The organism is Pueribacillus sp. YX66, from assembly GCF_041725775.1.
Lineage (GTDB): Bacteria > Bacillota > Bacilli > Bacillales > UBA6769 > Pueribacillus.
This window is the reverse complement of the sequence record NZ_JBEUEL010000018.1, coordinates 21763-43172: the sequence shown is the minus strand read 5'-3', so window position 1 is coordinate 43172 and position 21410 is coordinate 21763. Positions and strand designations below refer to the sequence as shown.

The 21410-nt window shown below is 38.4% G+C and carries 15 protein-coding genes; 4 read left to right on the top strand and 11 right to left on the bottom strand.

Going from position 1 to position 21410, the window contains the following annotated elements; genetic code table 11:
• Positions 1-189: 189 nt before the first annotated feature.
• The 6 genes from yhaM to ABU914_RS09390 all read right to left on the bottom strand — a co-directional run bounded on the left by yhaM (position 190) and on the right by ABU914_RS09390 (position 9183).
• Positions 190-1128, bottom strand: coding sequence for a 3'-5' exoribonuclease YhaM (yhaM, locus tag ABU914_RS09415; protein WP_379669476.1), 939 nt, complete (start codon positions 1126-1128; stop codon positions 190-192).
• Between the two features lies 1 nt (position 1129).
• Entirely contained in the window at positions 1130-2500 is a 1371-nt protein-coding gene (locus ABU914_RS09410; RefSeq protein ID WP_379669475.1) for a sensor histidine kinase, read from the bottom strand.
• A complete protein-coding gene (locus ABU914_RS09405) occupies positions 2497-3162 on the bottom strand; it encodes a response regulator transcription factor (protein ID WP_379669493.1) in 666 nt (221 codons plus the stop codon). Before ABU914_RS09405 ends, ABU914_RS09410 begins: the two co-directional genes overlap by 4 nt.
• Before the next feature lie 96 nt (positions 3163-3258).
• Positions 3259-4791: a multicopper oxidase family protein gene (locus ABU914_RS09400; RefSeq protein ID WP_379669474.1), complete on the bottom strand. Its 1533-nt coding sequence runs from the start codon at positions 4789-4791 to the stop codon at positions 3259-3261.
• Between the two features lie 157 nt (positions 4792-4948).
• The gene (locus tag ABU914_RS09395; RefSeq protein ID WP_379669473.1) at positions 4949-7960 is read right to left on the bottom strand and encodes an ATP-binding protein; all 3012 of its coding nucleotides are present in this window, start codon (positions 7958-7960) and stop codon (positions 4949-4951) included.
• Positions 7957-9183, bottom strand: coding sequence for a metallophosphoesterase family protein (locus ABU914_RS09390; protein ID WP_379669472.1), 1227 nt, complete (start codon positions 9181-9183; stop codon positions 7957-7959). The genes ABU914_RS09395 and ABU914_RS09390 overlap by 4 nt, the downstream gene beginning before the upstream one ends.
• Positions 9184-9320: 137 nt before the next feature.
• Here ABU914_RS09390 and ABU914_RS09385 point away from each other — a divergent pair, with 137 nt between their 5' ends.
• The gene (locus tag ABU914_RS09385) at positions 9321-9506 is read left to right on the top strand and encodes a YhzD family protein (protein WP_379669471.1); all 186 of its coding nucleotides are present in this window, start codon (positions 9321-9323) and stop codon (positions 9504-9506) included.
• Positions 9507-9554: 48 nt separating this feature from the next.
• Here ABU914_RS09385 and ABU914_RS09380 read toward each other — a convergent pair whose 3' ends face one another.
• Positions 9555-11735: a YhgE/Pip family protein gene (locus ABU914_RS09380; protein ID WP_379669470.1), complete on the bottom strand. Its 2181-nt coding sequence runs from the start codon at positions 11733-11735 to the stop codon at positions 9555-9557.
• A gap of 153 nt (positions 11736-11888) precedes the next feature.
• Positions 11889-12464, bottom strand: a complete 576-nt coding sequence (locus tag ABU914_RS09375) for a TetR/AcrR family transcriptional regulator (protein WP_379669469.1) — start codon at positions 12462-12464, stop codon at positions 11889-11891.
• 165 nt (positions 12465-12629) lie between these two features.
• Here ABU914_RS09375 and ABU914_RS09370 point away from each other — a divergent pair, with 165 nt between their 5' ends.
• On the top strand, positions 12630-13925 hold the full coding sequence (locus ABU914_RS09370; protein ID WP_379669468.1) for an esterase/lipase family protein: 1296 nt from the start codon (positions 12630-12632) through the stop codon (positions 13923-13925).
• Between the two features lie 122 nt (positions 13926-14047).
• Here the strand turns inward: ABU914_RS09370 and ABU914_RS09365 are convergent, their stop codons facing one another.
• Positions 14048-15685 (bottom strand): long-chain-fatty-acid--CoA ligase, encoded by a 1638-nt coding sequence (locus tag ABU914_RS09365; protein WP_379669467.1) that lies wholly within the window; start codon positions 15683-15685, stop codon positions 14048-14050.
• A 542-nt stretch (positions 15686-16227) separates the two neighbouring features.
• Positions 16228-17073, bottom strand: a complete 846-nt coding sequence (locus tag ABU914_RS09360; protein ID WP_379669466.1) for a Cof-type HAD-IIB family hydrolase — start codon at positions 17071-17073, stop codon at positions 16228-16230.
• Between the two features lie 223 nt (positions 17074-17296).
• Here ABU914_RS09360 and ABU914_RS09355 point away from each other — a divergent pair, with 223 nt between their 5' ends.
• Positions 17297-19036: a SulP family inorganic anion transporter gene (locus tag ABU914_RS09355; protein WP_483880148.1), complete on the top strand. Its 1740-nt coding sequence runs from the start codon at positions 17297-17299 to the stop codon at positions 19034-19036.
• An 82-nt stretch (positions 19037-19118) separates the two neighbouring features.
• Positions 19119-19559, top strand: a complete 441-nt coding sequence (locus ABU914_RS09350; RefSeq protein ID WP_379669464.1) for a universal stress protein — start codon at positions 19119-19121, stop codon at positions 19557-19559.
• Positions 19560-19597: 38 nt separating this feature from the next.
• Here ABU914_RS09350 and ABU914_RS09345 read toward each other — a convergent pair whose 3' ends face one another.
• Positions 19598-21370 (bottom strand): methyl-accepting chemotaxis protein, encoded by a 1773-nt coding sequence (locus ABU914_RS09345; RefSeq protein WP_379669463.1) that lies wholly within the window; start codon positions 21368-21370, stop codon positions 19598-19600.
• Between the last annotated feature and the right edge of the window lie 40 nt (positions 21371-21410).

Here is a 21410-nt window from a genome sequence, read left to right as displayed (position 1 = left end):
GCAATACTTTCCTTCATTGAGTTTTTACATCATATCGATAAATTAATAATTACTATGTCACTTTCCCTTCTAGGCATTATACGAAGCGGTACCGTACAGTTTTAACAACGAACTTAAGAAATAGCTTTTGAGAAAGACAAGCACTCTAGTATTACGTTATGAAGAGATTGCAACAATTAGAACTATAGATCAAAAATTTGGTTTGTAAAATGAACGATTATCAAGCGCGAAAATTCGTTCTGTAAATTCACCTGGTTTAACATGCTTTAGTGCTCGATCAAGCATATTCATTTTCGCATCAATATTATCAATATAATGCAAAATTTCAGCTTCTTTTATAAGTGGGGGTTTTGGGCTTCCCCATTCTGCCTTCCCGTGATGACTCAGGATAAGATGCTTTAAAAGGAGTACTTCTTCACCATCAATGCCTAATTCTGTAGCCGCTTCAGAAATCTCACTCATCATAATTGAAATATGCCCTAACAAAACACCTTCTGTCGTATAGGAAGGCGCAACGGAACCTGAAAGTTCAGTTACTTTACCTAAATCATGCAAAATGACACCTGCATATAGCAAGTCTGCATTTAAAGATGGGTAAAGCTCCACAATTGACTTCGCAAGTTTTAGCATGGAAACGACATGGTACGCTAATCCAGCAACGTACTCATGATGATTTTTCGTAGCTGCTGGATAGTGAAGAAAGGCCTCTTGATGTTTACGAAGTAAATACCTCGTAATCCTTTGGATATTCGGGTTCCTCATTTCAAATACGTATTGTGTAATAATTTCCATCATCTTCTCTTGCTCAAGCGGTGCTGTTTCAAGGAAGTCTTGGACTTTAACAGCGTCTTGCGAAGTCGCTAAGCGTATTCTAATCAGCTTCAATTGATTACGCCCCCGATAACTCATCACTTCCCCAGCGACTTTTACGATTGCACTTGTACTATATCGCTCTTCATCTTCTTTCGTACAATCCCAAAGTTTCGCCTCAATATCACCTGTTTTATCTTGTAAAACAATCGTTAAGTATGGCTTTCCCGTTTGAGTCAATCCTTTCGTCACCGACTTAATTAATAGAAACGTTTCGATTTGATCACCTACACGATAGTGTGCGAGACCTGTATTCATTTCACATCCCCCTTTTTTCTCCTTCATGCTTCGGGATCGTGACATAAAAAGCAACGCCATGCTCTTTATTTTCAACGTGAACAGTGCCACCATGAAGCACAGCGATTCGCTTGACGATCGCAAGCCCTAGACCAAATTTTCCTTCTGTGCCTTTTTGAAACGGCTCAAACATGTATCGTTGTTCGTCGTCTGTAATCTCTGGACCATTGTTAAAAACAGTCATTGTTGTTTCATTGTTCGATTCCGTTGCTTCGAGTATAATTGTATCTTTTGCATAGCGAATCGCATTTTGCACTAAATTGTCTAATATGCTTTCAAATTGTTCCCGATCCCCGTAAAATTGAACATCTTCCCCGCGAATATGAATGGTTACATCGTCCCGTTGAAATCGGAACCGTTCTTCGATTTCACTTGCTAATGTCCCGAATCGAATGAGTGTATGTTCTAGAAGCGACTGTTCATCTTTCAATGCATCGAGCTTTGAAAAATAAAGCATATCACCAATCCGTTTCTCCATTCGCGATGCTTCTTGTAAAATGACATCCATCGTTTCATGGATATTTTCCTTCGGCATGACACCGTCTTTCACCGACTGGGCATAGCTTGTAATGATCATAATCGGTGTTTTCAACTCATGCGAAGCTTGCTGAATAAACGTTTTTTGCCCTTCATCATAACTAATTAAATTTTGCCGCATCAGTTCAAATTGGTTTGACAATGTTTCAAATTCTTTTTCACCTTCCCATTTAAATGGCTCTTTCCAATTTCGCTTCGCAATTTGTTCAAACCGTTTACCAAGTTCAACGAGAGGAGCACGCAAATAACGGGTTAGCAAAATTGCGGGAAAAAGACTAACAATACCAGCGATCATTAAAATAATTAATAAGCGGTTCCATAAATGTTGGATCATTTGGTTTCGATACGTATCCCACATGTATGAAATTAAATAGGCCGGACCATTCGCGTGTTCAATTTTTCTTATGACATAAAAAAGCGTAGCTTCTTCGTATTTCAAATTATAGCGAACAAGTTCATGTGATTGACTATATGCATTTTTCGCCATTTTATTGAATACGTCATTCGGAATGGGGTCACCTCGATACGTACCTTCTTGATTAATAATTAGAGCATGTCCGACAGAACGGGCAGCCTCACGTCGTTCGATAAAATCAGTGTTCCCACGATACGGAATCGCGTCATCTGACAACGGGTTCATTATTCGCTTCTGTTCTTGAAGGATGATTTGATACGTCTCTTCCGTCAAAGTACCTTGAATTGACAACGGATAAATGACAGCGATTAAAATCCCTAGTAAAAAAATAAGGGCAATAAAAGATAACCAAATTCGTCCAGTTAAATTCGATTTATTCATGAGCGTATAATCCGATAGCCATATCCGTAGACTGTTTCTAGGTTAAGTCGTGGCATTTTTTTACGAATTCGGCGAATGACGTCATCAACCGCGCGTGTTGAACCAAAATAGTCGGCACCCCATACATGTTCTAAAATTGTCTCACGCTGTAAAATTTCATTGACATGTTCAGCGAGCAGAAGAACGACATCCATTTCTTTCGTCGTTAATTCAATTTTTTCATTTCGATCATTAATTTTTCGATTAATAAAATCGATCGTATACCCACACACTTCAAGTTTTTTCGATAAATGTTGCTCATATACGAGCTTTAGTAGTTTTCGAGTTCGGATAACAAGTTCACGAGGTAAAAAAGGCTTCGACAAATAATCATCTCCGCCAAGTTCAAGTCCAACGATGCGATCAAGGTCTTGATCTCTAGCAGAAATAAAAATGACGGGTGTATGAGAGGTACTTTTAATCTTCTTTAAAATCTCGTATCCATCAATGCCTGGAAGCATTATATCTAAAATCCATAAATGGCATGGTTCTTCTAGATGGCGCAACGCTTCTTCTCCACTAAAGAAAACATTCACGTCCCAACCTTCTTTTTCTAAGTACGTTTTTAAGATTTTTGCTAAATTTGTTTCGTCTTCAACTAAATTAATTGTGTACATCGCAATCCCCCTTCCGAACGAATAATCTTTCTTTTATTTTAATGCAAAAAACCTTCAAATTGGAAGGTTTTTAGCTTTCATGATTTTAAACATGCTTTAATGCTATTGTACATCAAATGGACGCATCATGTCGTAGTCTTCATGTTCCAATATGTGACAATGCCATACGTAACGTCCAGCATATGGAGCAAATTTTGCTAGTATCCGAGTTACAGTACCTGGAGGAACGGTAATCGTATCTTTTAATCCGCGTTCACTCTTGCTAGGAGCAACAATCGGTCCTGTAAATACGAGTTCACCAGTCTCGTTGTATCGCTCTAAATCAAACGCTTGATGTTCGAGCACTTGAAATTGAACAAGATGCACATGCATCGGATGAGGAAATGCCGTTGTATTCATAAACATCCAGATTTCCGTATCACCTAATTGCGGTTTCTCAGTCACAGGGTCATCCCACATTCGATTTGTTAAAAGGAGCAACGGACGACCAAATTCATCTTGTGAACCGACGAGCTTTAAATGACGAATCGTTTGAATGTTTTGTTTTGGTGGCAACGGAAGTTTGCTTAAACGGTTTGGTATAACGCTCGAATCTTTTTCACGCAACGTTTGATTTACACGAAATTGCATCACTTTCGCATCTTTTTCAGGATCAAACGGTCCACCACACCCTGTATCATTTGTTAAAATGATTTCTCCTCCTTCGTAACGCGAAAAATCAATAATGACATCGACTCGTTCAGCAGGATGCATATTGATCGTTTTCATTTTTACTGGTTTTTCTAAAAGACCGCCGTCCGAACCAATTTGGTAAAACGATTGTCCCGAATCAAGGCTAAGTTCAAAATTACGTGTGTTTGAAGCATTCAAAAACCGAAAACGGTATTTCCTCGGCTCAACTTCTAAATATGGCCACACTTTGCCATTCACTAAAATGGTGTCACCACAAAAGAACGGGACAACAGATGGATTTGGTCCATCCTCGAGAGGTGGATCAGGCTGACTCGGGTAAAATAATGAGCCATCCTCATTAAACGAACGATCAGAAATAATTAATGGAATTTCGTAGTCCGCTTTTGGTAAGTTTAAGCTTTCCTCCTCGTTATCACGAATGATGTACATCCCAATTAACCCCGCGTAAACGTTGAGCCGCGTAATTCCAACTGCATGATCGTGATACCAAAGCGTACTTGCACGTTGTTCATTCGGATATTCATACACTTTTCTACGAAAATCTGGACCTGTCTGTTTAAATCCATTCGTAAACCAAGCATCAGGATAACCATCACTATCAGGCGGAGTTGCTCCACCATGTAAATGAACGACCGTTCTTACTTCAGGGTTCCCAGCAACACTATGAAGGGTTTGATCAATCGGTAGAAAATGTCGGCTCGGTAGTTCATTTTTCCAAAGTACTTCAACTAACTCGTCTTTATGAGTCTCAATGACTGGACCAGGAAACATTCCCTCATAACCCCATAATCTTGTTGGTGGCAAGTCACGATGTAATTTTTCACGAAATTCTTTCATCGCTACTTCATAAAACGTTTTCCGCTTACTCTTTCGTTTTGGCTTTAACGTTCGTAATAACGGTAACGGATCAACAAACTTTTCTAACGTACGTTGTAAACGCATAGACATCAGCTCCGATAGATATATTCAAAAAGTCCATAGGATCATATTAGCCCACTTTTTGAACATAGATTTTATCTAAAGTTTTAGACTACACTAGTCAAGAAGTCTCCACTTCTACATATAGTAAGTCATTCACTCTAGCATATGTATTTGTGTTTTAGCTGATTGTATGAATACCCTGATGCGTTCGTAATTCCTTTTGTAGATTAATCCTTTTTCCTTTGCATTCGTTTGCAATTTGTTCATGACACGTAAAAAATAACACTTGATGTGTTTCGGCATGCTCACGGATCACGCGAAGAGCTGCTTGTCTGCGTTCCCGATCAAAATGAACGAGAATATCGTCAAGTAAAATTGGAAAGCTGAGTGAAGACGGATAAACGGAAGAAAGAGCTAGTCGCAAAGACAAATAAAGCTGTTCTTGCGTACCGCGACTTAATTCACTTGGTGAAAAGCGGACCCCATTTTTGGATTCAACAAAAAAATCTTCCCCGTCAACAGGTACAGAAAGTGCATGATACGTCCCGTTCGTCATTTTTGAAAAGTACGCTGTTGCGATAGCAATCACTTTCGGAAGACGCTCGTTACGGAAATGCTCTTTCGTCTTCGTTAGTAAATGAAGTGCCACGGTGTACGTAGCCCAATCAAGCGCATCGTGACGCAACTGGGCCTTTTTTAGCTCGAGCTTTTGCAAGTTCGCATCATATTCCCCACCTTCTTCAATCGCGGACATTTCAACTTGGCGTTGCGCGATTCGTTGCATCATGTTTGCTTCTTTACTATCGATTTCACGCAGTCGTTGCTCTCTTTCTAACAGTTTGTCCTCCGCATTCACTTTTCCTTTAGTTACAACCGATTCAATTCGTTCTTTTTCCTGTTCATCACGTATATGGATTTTAATTTCACGCTTCATTCTATTTATTTCATCTTTAATGGTTTGCTTCTCATCCCATGCTTTCCCAAATACGAAAAATTCTTCTTCCGTCTCGCACTGTGCGATTTGCATTAATTGTTTCAATTCATGTTCATACTGGTTTTTTTTCTCTAACACGGCTTGCAGTTGCTTTTTCTCTTCTTCGATTTGCATCGCAATGCGAATTTCTTGGTCTTTTTTAGCTTTCTCTTCTTCAAGTAATCTGTTTATTTTCAATAACAAAGACGTCACATTTTCCTTACGATTTAATTGGAAGATCGAGCATACTTCATATACATCATGCTCATACTCTCTGATCCATTGTTCAAGAGTTTTTTTCTCTGCATTCGCACGTTCAATTGCCAATACTTGTTTTTTTGCATCTTTCAAGCGATGAAACAATTCAACCCAATGAGACATGGACAAGGTCGTTGGATAATCATGACGTTTCGCCCATTGCCTAGCTTCTTCTCGTTTTGTTTGCAACGACCTGTCAATCACATCGTAGTCATTCATAATCCGTTCATACTCAATCTGTAATTGGTCGACGTTATGCTTAACGACCAACCATTCTTTACTACGTTCTTCATCGATTGATAATTTTCTTTTTGCTGCTCCTATGTCACGATTGTCAACGTGCAACGCTTCATGTTGTAACTGTTTTAGTCGATTTTCTTCGTCCGCTTTTAATTTGAGAATTTGTTCACGCGTTGCACGTTTCTGCTGCTCTGCTTTATAAATGAAGTAAGACACAAACCCACTTAAACTAGCAACAACAATCGCTACGTACATTTGACTGTTCACAAAAAGCAGATAAAAACTAAGTGCGATTCCGATTAACAATGTAATCGCGAAAGGAAGCGCTGTCCCTTTTTGCATATTACGCAGTTCACGGTCATAGCGATCAATTATTTTTTGTATGAACAACGTTTCATTCTCGATAGAATCCTCATCATGTGTTAAAACTAGTGTTTGTAACTGATGTTTTTCTTCCTTAGACAAAAGCGTTTTTTTTAATTCTTTTTCTTTTGTGTCAATTAACTTAAGCTGATTACGTTTCGATGCTAACTCTCTCTCAATATGATTACGTTCATTCGATAATTCATTCACATCCGCTGCTAATTGCTCTAACTTCTCTTGTTCCGTCAAGCTAACATTAGCATTCATAATTTTTTCCACTGTCCAATTTGTGCCGATTTGTTCAATAAACTCGCGTACATCACGTTCGTCATGTTTTATTTGTTCAATTACTTGCAATCGCTGTTCTAGTTTTAACTGATATACTTCACTACGCTCACGCAATCCGTCTACCTTATCTCCTTCAAGTAACCATTCTTCGTTTACCGTAGGAACGGATCGTTCAAGCTGTGTTATACGTTTCTCGATTGCACGATATTCAGCTTCAATATCAACGAGTTTCATTTTGATTTGTTCTAAACGCTCGACACCATTTTCAGGAAATTGTGCTACCGATGGCAATTGTTCAAGCTTCAGTTTGAGCCGCTCAATCGACTTATACAACGGTGTGACTGCTAACAATTTTTCGTAAAATTGTTTTTCGTTTTTCAGTCGTTTTTTTTCTGTTTGTAACCGATTCAATTCGCTTTCCATTTTCGCCTTTTCATCCGCTTTTTTTTCAAATTCTGCTTTTAAGCTTTCACTTTTTTTCACATCATCCGCTAGCTTATTTAATTCAGCTAACGATTCATTGATAACTTGCTTTCGTCCTCGGGGTCGATACAATTCATTGCGCAGCACTTCAAGATGAGATTCAATTTCATGAAGCGACAAATGGCCTGATAGACTAGCTCCGAGTAAAAAACGATTCAAATCGTCTTCCTGCAGCTTTTCCATCGTTCTTAAATGCTCTAATCTCGTAGAAAAAAGTTGCCTAAAAAGCGGACGATCAATTTTATCAAGGTACGAATGCAGTGAAGATTCATCAATTTTTTTATCATTTACATAAATAAGCGATTCCTCAGGTTCGCGTCCACGGATACGTTCAATTGTCAAATGACCTCTGTTACGTATATGAGCGATTAATTTTCCACCGTATGTTCCGCCCGATTTTGGTGCATATTGAATCTCTGATTGCTGTCGTTTGGGAAATCCGAATAGCATCGTCTCGATAAATGACAAGATCGTTGATTTCCCAGCTTCATTTTTTCCATAAATCACGTGCAAAGACGAACCAAGTTCAATTTCTGCATTTTTTAAAAATCCGTAACCGTAAATGATCAATTTCTCAATAATCATTTTTCGTACTCCTTCATGAACTGTGTAAGTAAAAGTCGTTCCGCTCTATCAAGTAATGCTTGTTTTTCTTCTTCAGAAAAAGCGTGTATGAATGAACGCACGTGCCGATTTTTAAACAATGGCTTTATCGCTTCATCAAAATCTTCATACACATCAATAGATGCAATCAATTCACCAATAAAGTCTTCGCGCTTTCGAAGTTCTTCACGATTCCAATCACCTGTCGTCTGGACGTTTGCACTTGCTATCCAAACAAATGGAAATCGTTCATGCTCTCCGTCATTTACCGCCCACAATAGATCATCAAGTTCATACGCTATTTGTAATTGATCATTTAATTTTCCGTTCCCGACAAAACGAAGGTGAACGAACGTATTTTGTTTTCTAAAGTCCTCTTTACGTTCACTGAGTTTATCTAGTAAATGATTAAACGTTTCAACATCAGTGATATCGATGACTTCTTCACGCCAAATAACGTCAGCTGTCGGAATAAACGTTATCGCAGGCTTCATCCCATCCGTAAGTGTAACGAGAATACATCCTTTCTCTCCTAGCTCTTTTCGGTGCATTCCCTGGATATTGCCAGGATATACGATTGGTGGTTCTTCGGTAAGAATTTGTCGTTTATGAATGTGTCCCAACGCCCAATAATCAAAATCTTTCTCCTTCAAGTTGGTCACAGAAAAAGGAGCGTACGAATCATGGTCAGTCTGACCGTCAACATTTCCATGTAATGTCGCGATATGAAATTCGGCATCGCCTACTTTTATGTATTCTTCACTTTTATCTGTGAAAATTTCTTTTGTCATATAACTAAAGCCATAAATGTTTACTTTTTGTCCGGTTTTCGTCGTAAATGACTTAGAAGTTACCTCTTCATCAGTAAAAACAGTTACATTTTCTGGCCAGTCAACGTATCGACGCTCGGTGAACGGATCATGATTTCCATAACTAATAAACACATGGATCTCATGTTGTTTAAGTCTTTCTAACTGTTGGCGAAATCGCAATATCGTTCGTAAACTAACATCGTTTGAATCAAAAACGTCACCGACGAAAAGAACGAAATCTACGTCATGTTCAATCGCGGCATCAATAAGTTTTTCTAACGCGCGAAATCCGCTTTCAACGACATGTTCATAAATGTTTCCTGGCAAATGACGTAATCCAGTAAATACTCGTCCGAGATGCAAATCCGCACTATGAATAAATGTAATCGTCACCTGAACCAACTCCTGTCATCTATTATTATGTTAACATATATAAGAGCAAATGTTCTGTCTATGTCATATTTTGATGGAAAAAATCATAACATTGTGCTATTTTTTTGTTAAGGGAATGAAAAGGAGGAAGATGTTTCATGAAAGACTATGTTGCGACAGCTTTTAGTCAAAAAGGCGAAAAGCTTTTTGAAAAACGTTTTGATGCAGCTAACGATAAAGAAGCGAGAACAAAAGGAAAAATCATGTTAGAAGAAAACGGCTACGGCGATATTACACATCGGGTTACGTCCAGCGCAGGCAAGCTTATCGGTTTCCATCGTTAACATTTGTTATAAGCAAAAAAGCGTCCAACTTGTGGACGCTTTCTTGCGTTATACTGCCTTTTCTCTTCCATTCCATTTCGCATACGTTTTTTTAAATAAAACGACAAAGTATACTATTGTTGCTGCTATCGTAGTCATAAGAAAAATAGACAGATAGCCAACATTTTCCAACATAAATCCATAATCTCCACTTGAAATAACCGCTTTAAAGCCAGATACAGAATATGTCATCGGCAATAGTGAATTAAACTTCTGAAGCACCTCTGGAATTAATTCAAGCGGGAACGTACCTGCACTCGTCGTTAATTGCATAATTAATAGAATGATCGCGATAAACCGACCTGGATCACCGAAAGCAGTCGTAAGAAATTGAATAAGAGACATAAACACGATACTTGTAATCACCGTAAATAAAATAAAGTAAGGCACACTTGTCACTTCAATTTTAAGACCGAATAGTAAAATCGCATCAACAATTAACGCTTGCGCGATCCCGATTAGGACGAGAAGTGAAAATTTACTTGCGAACCAACTAAAAGCCGATTTTGGGCCGACTGCTGGATCTCTTAACGGGAAGACAATTGATAATAATAGAGCCCCGACAAATAGACCGAGAGAAATAAAGTACGGTGCAAATCCAGTTCCATAGTTAGGAACAGGGGCAAACGTATCTGATTTCACTTTTACCGGGTCTGCAAACATATTAAAATGATCCTCATTCGCCGACACATCTGACGCTTCATTAGCACCGTCCTTAAGTTTGCTAGCTAACTCATCAGCTCCGTCGTTAAGCTCGGTTAAACCCGAAGTGAGCTCTTTTGAACCGTCATACAATTCGTTTGTACCACTTGCTAAACCCGCCGATCCATTTTGAATTTGTGATAAACCATCGGTTAACTGTCCGCTACCAGCAACTAATTGTTCGCTTCCATTCGCTAGTTTTCCAACGTTATCAATTAACGAATCCCATCCTTGAGCAACGGTTTCAGTTCCGGCTGCAAGTTGGTCTATACCTGTTGCAAGCTGTGTCGAACCTTTTTGGGCTTTTGAAAATTCTTTGCCAAATGTTTGTAGCCCCGCAACAAGCGTTTCCGATCCTTCCGCTAATTGACCTTGTGCACTTACGAGCGTATCAAACTGTGCTGCCACTTGTTTTAATTCATTTGAGTAGCCAATAAGACTTTCAACGTATTTAGCAAGATCAGGATTTTGCTCAATGATTTCTGGCGTATTTAATTGCTCTAATATTTCATCAATACGACGAATCGCGGTCGCCAATTCGTCTTTTTTCTTTTTAGCTTCTTCTAGCTGTTTGTTAGAAGCATTAAGACCATTACTTATTCGTTGCGCTGATGGAATCAATCTTTCTTCTAAGCTAACTTGTAAGTCAGACAAACCCTCATTCAAATTGTGAGCTCCGTTCTTTACTTGTGCTGTTCCATCTGTGAGTTTATTCACTTTTGGAGCGGTTTCTTGAAGGGTTTGAAGCAACTGTTGGTTTCCATCATTAATTCGTTGAATTCCTGTATTTAATGTTTGCGTTCCTGACTGGGCCTGAACGAGTGACAACTGCAACGTATTCGAGCCATCAACAACTTTCTTAAGGTTTGCTTCGATCAATTCAGCACCTGTTTTCGCATCTGTCGTTCCATCAGCAAGCTGTGCTGCCCCATCACTCGCCAATTCAATTCCGTCCGCTAGTTTCCCGATATTTTCAAACACAACTTCGATATACGTTTCACTTAATTCGTTTGCGATTTTTTCTTTTATTTTATCAACCGCTGTTTCGCCAATTTGACCAGCTAAAAAGTTAAAGCTTTCGTTCGGAACGTAATGCAATTCTAACTGTTCTGGATAATCATCTAAAACAGTTGTCGCTTTTTTTGAAAAATCTTTTGGAATTTCGATTTTCATATAATATTTTTCATTGCGCAAGCCACGGTCCGCTGTTTCTTCGTCGACAAAATCCCATTTAAATTCTGGTGTTTCTTTTAACTTATTAACAAATTCATTTCCAATTTCAAGTTTTTCATCTTGAAATATTTCACCCTCATCTTTATTAACAACAGCAACAGGAATTTGATCAAGCCGAGCATAAGGGTCCCAAAATGCCCATAAAAACATAGCACTATACATAACTGGAACAAATATAACTGCAATAACTGGAATTAAAATCTTTTTATTCGTTATAATGCTTAACAATTCTTGCTTCATTTGATTTAACTTCATCTTTCCAACCCCTTCTTAATGACCAAATTAGTCAAATAGCTATTTTTGTAAAAAATTTAAATCGTGCAATCTTCTAAATATAGAATCGTAAACCGCTGTTCGGTAGCTGCGTTTTTCCGGGTAGCAACGGATAAAAAGTCAATAAGTCTCAATTTAGCGAACAGCTAAACCTTCAAGTAAATAAAGCTGAAAGAGCTCACCAATTTTTTCTTTATTTAACGGTTCATTTTCTTTTTCCCAATCTAGAACAAGTGCAATATACATTTTTACTAATACGTATGCCGTTATGAACGGATCACATCGTTTAATTTCACCTTTTACGATTGCTGCTTTTACTTGACTTTTTACAAAGCTAAAAACGGCATCTTCTAATTTTTTTATCGCTTGAACAGCTTCAGGTGTTCCAATCTCTTTTACTTCTCGTGAAAGTTGAAGTGCAAGTTGATGTTTTTTTCGAAACTCTAACATCCCAAATAATGCTTGATGTAAGTTTTCAGCAAACGTACTATTTCGTTCAATCGCATGATTAGCAACAAGTTTCATTTCTCCGATTAAATGACCAATGATTTCATCAAACAATTCCTCTTTATTTTTAAAGAAAGTGTAAATTGTTCCTTTAGCTACACTTGCTATTTTTGCAACTTGATCCATTGTCGTCGCTTTATATCCAAACATCGAGAATGAGCGTGCAGCGGCATCTACTATATTTTGTTTTCGATCAATTGACATACTTAATCCTCCTTAATGACCAAAATGGTCAAATGGTCAATCTATTTAGATATATTACACCTTCAACTCATAATGATCAATAAGGAATTTAATTTCCAATTATTGTAATATTTTGAAAATATGACAATATGATATAACGCACGATCATTTAAGGAGGTTTTCTTATTGTTAAAAAAGACTTATGCGTGTCTGGTCATCATTCTTCTTATCGCTATAGAACCATTTCATTGCTCCGTCAACGCTAGTCAAAACGAAGAAAAGGAAGAACATATCAGACCAAGCGTGAACGTTGAAGTGCTTGATCATAATGACGGAAATAACTACCCGATTGTTCTCGTTCATGGGTTAGGCGGATTCGGCAGAGACGAGTTTGGCGGAATCATTAAAATGTGGGGTGGCATTCATGACATTGAGAAAGACTTAAGAAACAAAGGTTATACCGTATACACTGCCGCAGTCGGACCTGTTTCAAGCAATTGGGATCGAGCAGTTGAACTCTATTATCAAATTAAAGGTGGGACAGTAGACTACGGTGAAGCTCATGCAAATGAATTTGGGCACAACCGATATGGTCGAACATTTCCTGGATTGTACCCTGATTGGGGAGAAATAAATCCCGATACAGGTAAACCAAATAAAGTGCATTTAATTGGACATAGCATGGGAGGTCAAACAATCCGGACACTCGCACAATTGCTTAACGAAGTCGATGAACGAGAACGAACAAGTGGAAATGACGTGTCTCCCCTGTTTTCCGAAGAACAACCTTGGGTGCATTCTGTTTTATCGATCTCTACTCCCCACGACGGATCGACAGCTGCATACATGATTAACGACGTAATTCCAATCATACAAGAATTGGTTATTGGAGCGGCCATTTTTGCTGGGAATATTAATCAAGATTTGTATGATTTTAAACTCGATCAATGGGGAATTGTAAAGCAAAAAAACGAACGGTTTTCTCAATATGTCAAGCGAATTCGTAACAGTCCGGGGTGGAAATCAATAGATACTGCAAACTGGGACTTAAAGCCTGAAGGTGCTTATGAATTAAATCGTTGGGTGAAAGCCCAGCCAGATGTTTATTATTTTTCGGTTAGCAACTCACAAACACATCGGAGTCTTCTAACAGGACACCACGTTCCCGACACATTTATGAATCCATTTTTGCGACCATTTAGCCGATATATCGGTTCAAAAACTTTCAATAAAAACAGATTTACGATCGACAGAACTTGGTGGGAAAACGATGGTCTCGTCAGTGTCTCCACCATGAAAGGACCAACGATCGGTTCGAATGATCAAATAATAGAATATGACGGAAATCCGCAAACAGGAGTATGGAACCATTTAGGCAAGATGAAGCATTTTGACCACCTTGACATCATCGGTTGGGGCGTTCGTGATATGCGTAATTGGTATGAAGATATCGCAGCACTGTTATATTCCCTACCCGAATAATAAAGTTAAAAATGCGTTTGGACTCAAAGTGTCCGAACGCATTTTTTATAGCTTGAATTATTTTACATAGAGTCAAATTTATAAAATGACAGCTCGAATGGAGGCTGCAAGAACATAGCTGCTTACGATTGTTGTTGTTGTTCATGCTTTTTCATTTCTTGTTCTTTAATCGTTCTACGTAATATTTTTCCAACCGCTGTTTTTGGAAGCTCTTTTCTAAACTCAACGATTTTCGGTGCTTTATAAGCGGCAAGGTTTTGTCTGCAATATTCAATCATCTCTTCTTCCGTTACAGTCTGGCCTTCTTTCAAAACGATCACTGCTTTAACCGTCTCACCTCGATACGCATCTGGTACACCAACGACAACCGCTTCTTGTACAGCTGGGTGCTCGTAAATGACTTCCTCAACATCACGAGGATAAATGTTGTAACCGCTTGCAATAATCATATCCTTTTTGCGGTCAATGATATATAAATAACCATCTTCATCCATTTTCCCAATGTCACCTGTATAGAGCCAACCATCGCGTAGCGTATGCTCAGTTTCTTCAGGCATATTCCAGTAACCTTTCATCACTTGCGGTCCTTTAATAATAATTTCACCTGACTCCCCGATCGGCATCTCTTTTGTGCCTGTTTCTAGATCAACAATTTTGTAATCCGTTGACGGAAGTCCGATTCCAACACTTCCTGGCTTACGTTCTCCAAAAACTGGATTACAGTGCGTTGTCGGCGATGTTTCGGATAAACCGTAACCTTCTAGTACCATCGCGCCAGTTTTCTGTTCGAATGCTCGCATACTTTCAACTGGCATCGGTGCACTTCCGCTATTACACCTGCGAATACTGTCGACACCATATTTGTCCGCTTCTGGATGACTCGTAATCGCAATATACATTGTCGGAACACCTGGGAATGTCGTCGGTTGCTCACGTTTAATCGTCTCAAGCACTTCTTGTAAATCAAAACGAGGCAACATTATATTTGCTGCTGCTGTATAGATTGATAGATTCATACAGCTCGTCATTCCGTATACGTGGAAAAGCGGAATAACCGATAGCACGCGATCCTCACCGATATTAAATTCCGTTTCGAAATAAGCATATGTCTGAATAACGTTTGCAACAAGGTTACGGTGTGTAAGCATAGCCCCTTTTGAACGACCAGTCGTCCCACCTGTATATTGTAAAACTGCTACATCTTCAGCAGGATTAATATTTGGCTCCTCTACTTTCCCATTCGCCTGCATCATAAAGACCTCGAACGGAATAGCTGGCTCAACATCTTTTCCACTTTCTGGGAAGTTAACGGAAATCGCTTTATTCACTTGCGTTTCATCTTTAACTTGTTGAAAAACTGGTAACAGCGGTTCATAGATTACTAGGGTTTGTGCGCCAGAATCATTTAAAATATGTGCCAAATCACGACCGACGAGCATCGGGTTAATTTGCGTTACAATGCCTCCAGCCATCAAAATGCCGTAATAAGAAATGACGTAATGCGGGCAGTTCGGTAGCATAATTGCAACGCGATCACCTTTTTGAAGTCCATTCGCTTGAAGTGCAGAAGCAAACATTGTTGCTAATTGAAGCACTTCACGATAAGGCATTTTCCTCGTATAAAATGAAATCGCTTCGTTATCTGGAAATTTCGCTGCCGTATCTTTTAAAAATTGCTGTACAGGAATGTTAGGAATGTCAACTTCTTTTGAAATGTTTTCAGGATAATGTTTAAGCCACCGTTTTTCTGTTGCAGTCATTTTACCTACACCCTTTCTTATGTGAGTTTTCTCTTATAAAGGTTGTTCAAAAAGTATAGGAAGCTCGAATGTTTCGTCAAAAGAACCGAAAGTTCATCTGCTATGACATTCACGTCCTTTAATACCACTCGATTTATAGATGTCAAGTTTCTCAAGCGACATGACGTTTTTAGAGCGTACCTAAATTACAGCTATTAGTATATTCTCTATAAATCACTGATTTTTTATACCGAGACTTTAAATCTACATATGCTTTGTAGTTAGGTCTGCTAAGCATAAGGTAGTAGAGAGTTTGTTTGGCGTAGCCTTGCTAACGTTAATGTTACAACAAGACGCAGCTTGCATATGCAGCTTTACTATTTTGCACCGAATAATCACAGTTTCAGGACGTTAGCGTTTAGTCAACCTTGTTTTTTATCCTCCTTTTTGAACATGTACTGATACTATTATACTAATAAAGCGCTTACATAAATGCAAGTTCAATTTTTTATTTTTTTAAATATAAATAAAGGTCAAAAAATAGTCCCTCTAGGGACGTAGCCTTAGAGGGAACGAATTTGCAAACGTAATTGCTTTCTAAATACTTCTTTCATCATATAAGCAACCCCATTCTGATCGTTGCTGCGTGTAATCCAGTCGGCGTGTTGTTTCACCTCGGAAGGGGCATTCCCCATCGCTACACCAAGCCCTGCTTCTCGAATCATATCGATATCTGCTTCTGAGTCTCCAACTGCGACAATTTCATCTTGTGAGATATCAAAATGTTCGGCTAACTTTAATAAAGCGCGACCTTTTGAAACGTTGCGTTTTACTATTTCTAAACGGTGATTATCGTACATGTTCACTTCAACATTTGGGAAACGTTCCATAATCGCCTTTTGAATCACTTGCCCTTCCAACTTCGTATTAAAAAACGCTTCAATTTGGAGTGGAGAAATCGGTGATTCATTTATATATTCATTCAATTCATCTGTAAAATTAATCGGGTAAAATAACGGATCACCAATTGTCATTTTTGCGATAATTTCTTGGTTTTGTTTAATGCGATTCGCCAAAGAAAACCGTTCATGCTTAATCCTTACGTGGCATTGGTTGTTTTCGAGCAATTTTGTTATTCCATCTACTTCTTGTTCCGAAATCCGTTCTTCTAACCATGGACTTTCAATGTCATCTGTTACGAAAGCGCCGTTATGCGTAATTAAAATCGAATCAAGTTTTAACGCCTTCGCCACTTTTTTTGCTGATGAAAAATGCCTCCTTGTCGCTAACGTGACGTAAACACCTTTGCGTTTAACATACTCAATTGCTTCTTTTACCGCCTTATCAATTCGATGATTCGATCGCAAAATCGTTCCATCAATGTCAAGAACGAGTAATCGATACACCATATTAAACAAACCTCCTCTCTACAAAACTTTATGAAAAAAGGTTTGTCCAATATACCTGTTAAACTTAAATCCTTTAAACTATTAAGAATATCGTAAACTTGCTTAATGATTCGCTTTACTGTATACTATTATACGTATTGACAATGTCGTTATAATAATTAGATTTTTTTCGACTTTCGTCTGTTGTATAACAGACTTTTTTATTTTAGAACAACAGTAGGAGATGACAGCTTTGTTTCGTGATGACCGATTTAGCGGACTCACACTATCTGACGTTCGCAAAGATTTAATTGCTGGTATAACTGTTGGAATTGTTGCCATTCCGCTCGGAATGGCATTTGCCATTGCCTCAGGGGTAAATCCAGAATATGGAATTTACACAACGGTTATCGCTGGTATTCTAGTCGCTTTATTAGGAGGTTCTCGCTTCCAAATTGCAGGACCGACTGGAGCCTTTATCCCGATATTGCTTGCGGTCGTCTTACAATATGGTTATGAAAATCTACTTATTGCTGGTTTATTGGCTGGTCTCATTTTAGTCATTATGGGGATTTTTAAAATTGGGAATCTCATAAAGTTTATTCCTCGCTCCGTAACGATCGGATTTACAGCGGGGATTGGAGTGATTATTTTTACCGGTCAAATTGGGAACTTTTTTGGCTTGGAAAACGTTGAGAAAAAAGAATATTTTCATGAAACGATGATAGAACTTGCTCGCCAAGCACACACGGTTAATGGCTATAGTATTCTTACTGCGATTATTGGTCTCGCTTGTATTATTATCATTCCAAGAATAGCTCCGAAAGTTCCAGTTTTACTCATCGCACTAATCGTTCCAACCGTCATCGCGATGTTCTTTTATCCAGCAAAAGTTGAAACGATTGGAACAGCATATGGGGGCATCCCGAATTCACTTCCGTCTTTTCAATTTCCAGAAATAACATTTGAAAAAATCTTGTTATTATGGAAACCCGCATTTATCATCGCTTTTCTAGGCGGGATTGAGTCATTGCTTTCAGCAGTCGTCGCTGACGGAATGACCGGAAAACGCCATCATTCAAATCGGGAATTAATAGGGCAAGGGATCGCGAATATCGTAACACCACTCTTTGGTGGAATCCCTGCTACAGGTGCCATTGCAAGAACGGCAACGAACATTAAAAGCGGGGCACGAACACCGCTATCTGGCGTATTCCAAGGTGTTTTTGTTTTAGTTACACTCATCCTATTTGCTCCTTACGCCTCATACATTCCACTCGCGAGTATGGCACCGATCCTCATGATCGTTGCGTGGAATATGAGTGAGCGAAAAGTGTTTTGGCAAATTTTACAATTAAAAAAAGGCGATTCAGTTGTTTTAATCGTAACTTTTCTGTTAACGGTCTTTGTCAATTTAACGGTAGCTGTTGAAGTCGGGTTACTGCTAGCAATGCTTTCCTTTATTATTAGAATGAGCCGATCACTCGATATCGAAAAAATGATTCCGAAAAATCATTTACAAGATATGCCACAAGATTACGCAATCGCTGATCGAGAGTGTCCGCAATTTGACATTTATACGATCGAAGGACCATTATTTTTTGGGACGGCAACGAAATTTGAACAGACGTTATCACGTGTGATCAATCGGCGCCCAAAAATTTTGTTACTTCGCATGAATCGTGTCCCATTCATTGATGCAACTGGAGAGAACAACCTCGCTTCTCTCGTAACTAACTTCCAAAAAAGCAAAGGGATTATTTTAGTCTCTGGAATAAGCGAACAGCCTTTAAACATTTTAAAAACGAGTGGGCTTTACGAACAAATTGGTGGAGAACGAATTTTTAGTACAACAGAAGAAGCAGTTGAACACGGTGCATCTCTGTTAAAAAAACATTTATGCAAATCGTGTCAGCAGAAAAATAATGTAGAATGTCATGCCTTTCAAAAAGTTTCCAAACGTGCCGAAACTGTGACGGAATGAGCAAAAATCTTCCAAATTTATGTTCTCGTGCTATGATAGATTAAAAGAAGGCACATTTTGTCAAAAGGGAGGCATGCTAAAAATGCTTAGTTTTTATTCAAGAATTTTAGTTGCATATGACGGTTCAAAATTGAGTGAAAAAGCGTTGCAAACAGCTATTGAACTTTTGAAACAATCACCAGAAATCGAACTTGATGTCGCTACAGTCTATGACGTGCCAAAAGGTCTTGAAGGATTTGGTTTGTACAATGAAGGTCTGTTGAAAGATTTTCGTGCAGGTACAGAAAAAATGATGAGAAAGGTCGAGCAAAAGCTAAAAGATTTAAACATTCCAAATCAATTTCGTACGTACGTACTAGAAGGAAACTCCGCAAAAGTTCTTATTGACTTTGCAAATGAACGTGATACAGATTTAATCGTCATTGGAAGCCGAGGCTTAAGCGGTTTGCAAGAAGTGTTCCTCGGAAGTGTTAGCCATTACGTCGTTCAACATGCCAACTGCCCTGTTTTCATCGTGAAATAATATGGAAAATGCAGCCTAAAAGGCTGCATTTCATCTATTTAGAGGCGATATTTGTTAATTCCTTCATTCAGTTTTTCACTCAATTCATTTAAACTTTCTGCTAACGACGTTACCGTTGACATCACTTGACTCTGTTCATCAACGGATGCTGTCACTTCTTCCGCCGAAGCAGCTGTTTGTTGTGAAACAGCTGATACATTTTGGATTGCTTCCATTATCCGATTACTTTGCTCTGTCACACTATGAATTTCCTCATTCAATAGTTGAAGAGCTTTTCCAGACTTTGCAACAGTCGATGAGATCTCATGAAATTCTTTTTCTGTATTGTTTACTGCTTCATCTAACTGCGTTGAAATTTCTGTTGTTCGTTTAATCGCATCCATCGTTGCTTTCGTTTCTTCTTCTATTCCTTCAATCATTTCTTTGATTTGTAATGTTTCATGATTCGCTTGTTCAGCAAGTTTTCTCACTTCTTCTGCGACAACCGCAAAACCTTCGCCATGTTCTCCAGCTCGTGCTGCTTCAATGCTCGCATTTAACGCTAATAAATTTGTTTGTTGTGAAATATTATTTATCGTTTCCGTTATTTTTGTTATGTTCATCAGTTGGCTTTCTAAGCTCCCAACGCTTTCCATAATTTGTAGAGATGCAGATTTCGCTTCTTCATTTGACTGCTTTAACACGTCTACGATTTCTTTTCCTTTCGATGCTGCTTGTTCAGAGGTTTCTGTTACTTTACGGATATTTCTGTTTTCATTGTTCATTTTTGCAATCGATTCATTCAAAATCGTTAACGTCTCATTGACATCTTCAATATCTGATGCTTGATTTACAGCACCAGTTGCGATTTCATTCATCGCACCACTGACTTCTTCGATACTTGCTAATGATTGTTCAGAAGAAGCCGATAGTTCTGTCGCATTTGATATAAGCGCTTTACTTAGGTGTTGTAATTGCTCAATAAGGTTGCGCAATCTTCGTTGCATTTGATTAAATGCGACTCCTAAATGACCGATTTCATCATTGCCTTCTGGCAAATCTTGTCCTCTTAAATCGCGGTTTGAAATCGCTATAGAGCTTTCAGATGCTTCATATAACAATGTGAATTTTTTTCTCATTAAAAGATAAACAGTCACAATTCCCAATATAATCGAAATTGCTGTTAATATTGTAATGATCCATTTTAATGAATCGAGTGATTCATAAAATTCTTCAGCATATGCTCCAACTCCAAAGTTCCAATCCCATGGCTCATACGAATTAAAATAAGCTATTTTCAACCTTTCGCCATGATCGCCGGGATTTTTCCAATAATATTCATAGAAATGACCTTCTCGATCCGTTGCTTTTGCAGCTTCTACTAACCCTTTTACAGTTTCAACGCCTTTACTATTAACAACATCTGAACGGTCTTCACCTAGCGACGTAAAAGGATGAAGAATGGCACGGTGGTTTGAATCATACCCGGATAAGTAGCCTTCTTCCTTATACACAAAACTAGATTGGGTATAATCAGTTAATTGTCCCTCCTGTTCTCCAGTTTTGGGACCGATTAAAATACGGCGCGCTTCTTCTTGAGCTTCTTCTAATGTCAAATTACCTTTTTCGACTTCATCATTTAACAAGTCAATGACAGAAATTGCATTTTGAACAATATGCTCCAAATCAAGCTTTCCACTCTCAATTAACTCTTTTTTTGCAAACGAATAACTTGTTATTCCAATCGAGCTTCCAATAAAAAGCGCAATTAAAAAAACAAGTAAAATAAGCTTAAAAAAAATCCTGTTAACAAACCGAATGTTGTTTGACATCTTTCTTCCCTTTCCTTAACGTTAACTATTTATTATTTGG

What these genes read in the sequence shown, in the direction of transcription:
- ABU914_RS09410 (WP_379669475.1), bottom strand. Translation starts at nt 2,500, where the DNA reads ATGAATAAATCGAATTTAACTGGACGAATTTGGTTATCTTTTATTGCC.
- ABU914_RS09380 (WP_379669470.1), bottom strand. Translation starts at nt 11,735, where the DNA reads ATGAAGTTAAATCAAATGAAGCAAGAATTGTTAAGCATTATAACGAAT.
- ABU914_RS09360 (WP_379669466.1), bottom strand. Translation starts at nt 17,073, where the DNA reads ATGGTGTATCGATTACTCGTTCTTGACATTGATGGAACGATTTTGCGA.
- ABU914_RS09365 (WP_379669467.1), bottom strand. Translation starts at nt 15,685, where the DNA reads ATGACTGCAACAGAAAAACGGTGGCTTAAACATTATCCTGAAAACATT.
- ABU914_RS09400 (WP_379669474.1), bottom strand. Translation starts at nt 4,791, where the DNA reads ATGCGTTTACAACGTACGTTAGAAAAGTTTGTTGATCCGTTACCGTTA.
- ABU914_RS09385 (WP_379669471.1), top strand. Translation starts at nt 9,321, where the DNA reads ATGAAAGACTATGTTGCGACAGCTTTTAGTCAAAAAGGCGAAAAGCTT.
- ABU914_RS09375 (WP_379669469.1), bottom strand. Translation starts at nt 12,464, where the DNA reads ATGTCAATTGATCGAAAACAAAATATAGTAGATGCCGCTGCACGCTCA.
- yhaM (WP_379669476.1), bottom strand. Translation starts at nt 1,128, where the DNA reads ATGAATACAGGTCTCGCACACTATCGTGTAGGTGATCAAATCGAAACG.
- ABU914_RS09345 (WP_379669463.1), bottom strand. Translation starts at nt 21,370, where the DNA reads ATGTCAAACAACATTCGGTTTGTTAACAGGATTTTTTTTAAGCTTATT.
- ABU914_RS09355 (WP_483880148.1), top strand. Translation starts at nt 17,297, where the DNA reads ATGACAGCTTTGTTTCGTGATGACCGATTTAGCGGACTCACACTATCT.
- ABU914_RS09350 (WP_379669464.1), top strand. Translation starts at nt 19,119, where the DNA reads ATGCTTAGTTTTTATTCAAGAATTTTAGTTGCATATGACGGTTCAAAA.
- ABU914_RS09395 (WP_379669473.1), bottom strand. Translation starts at nt 7,960, where the DNA reads ATGATTATTGAGAAATTGATCATTTACGGTTACGGATTTTTAAAAAAT.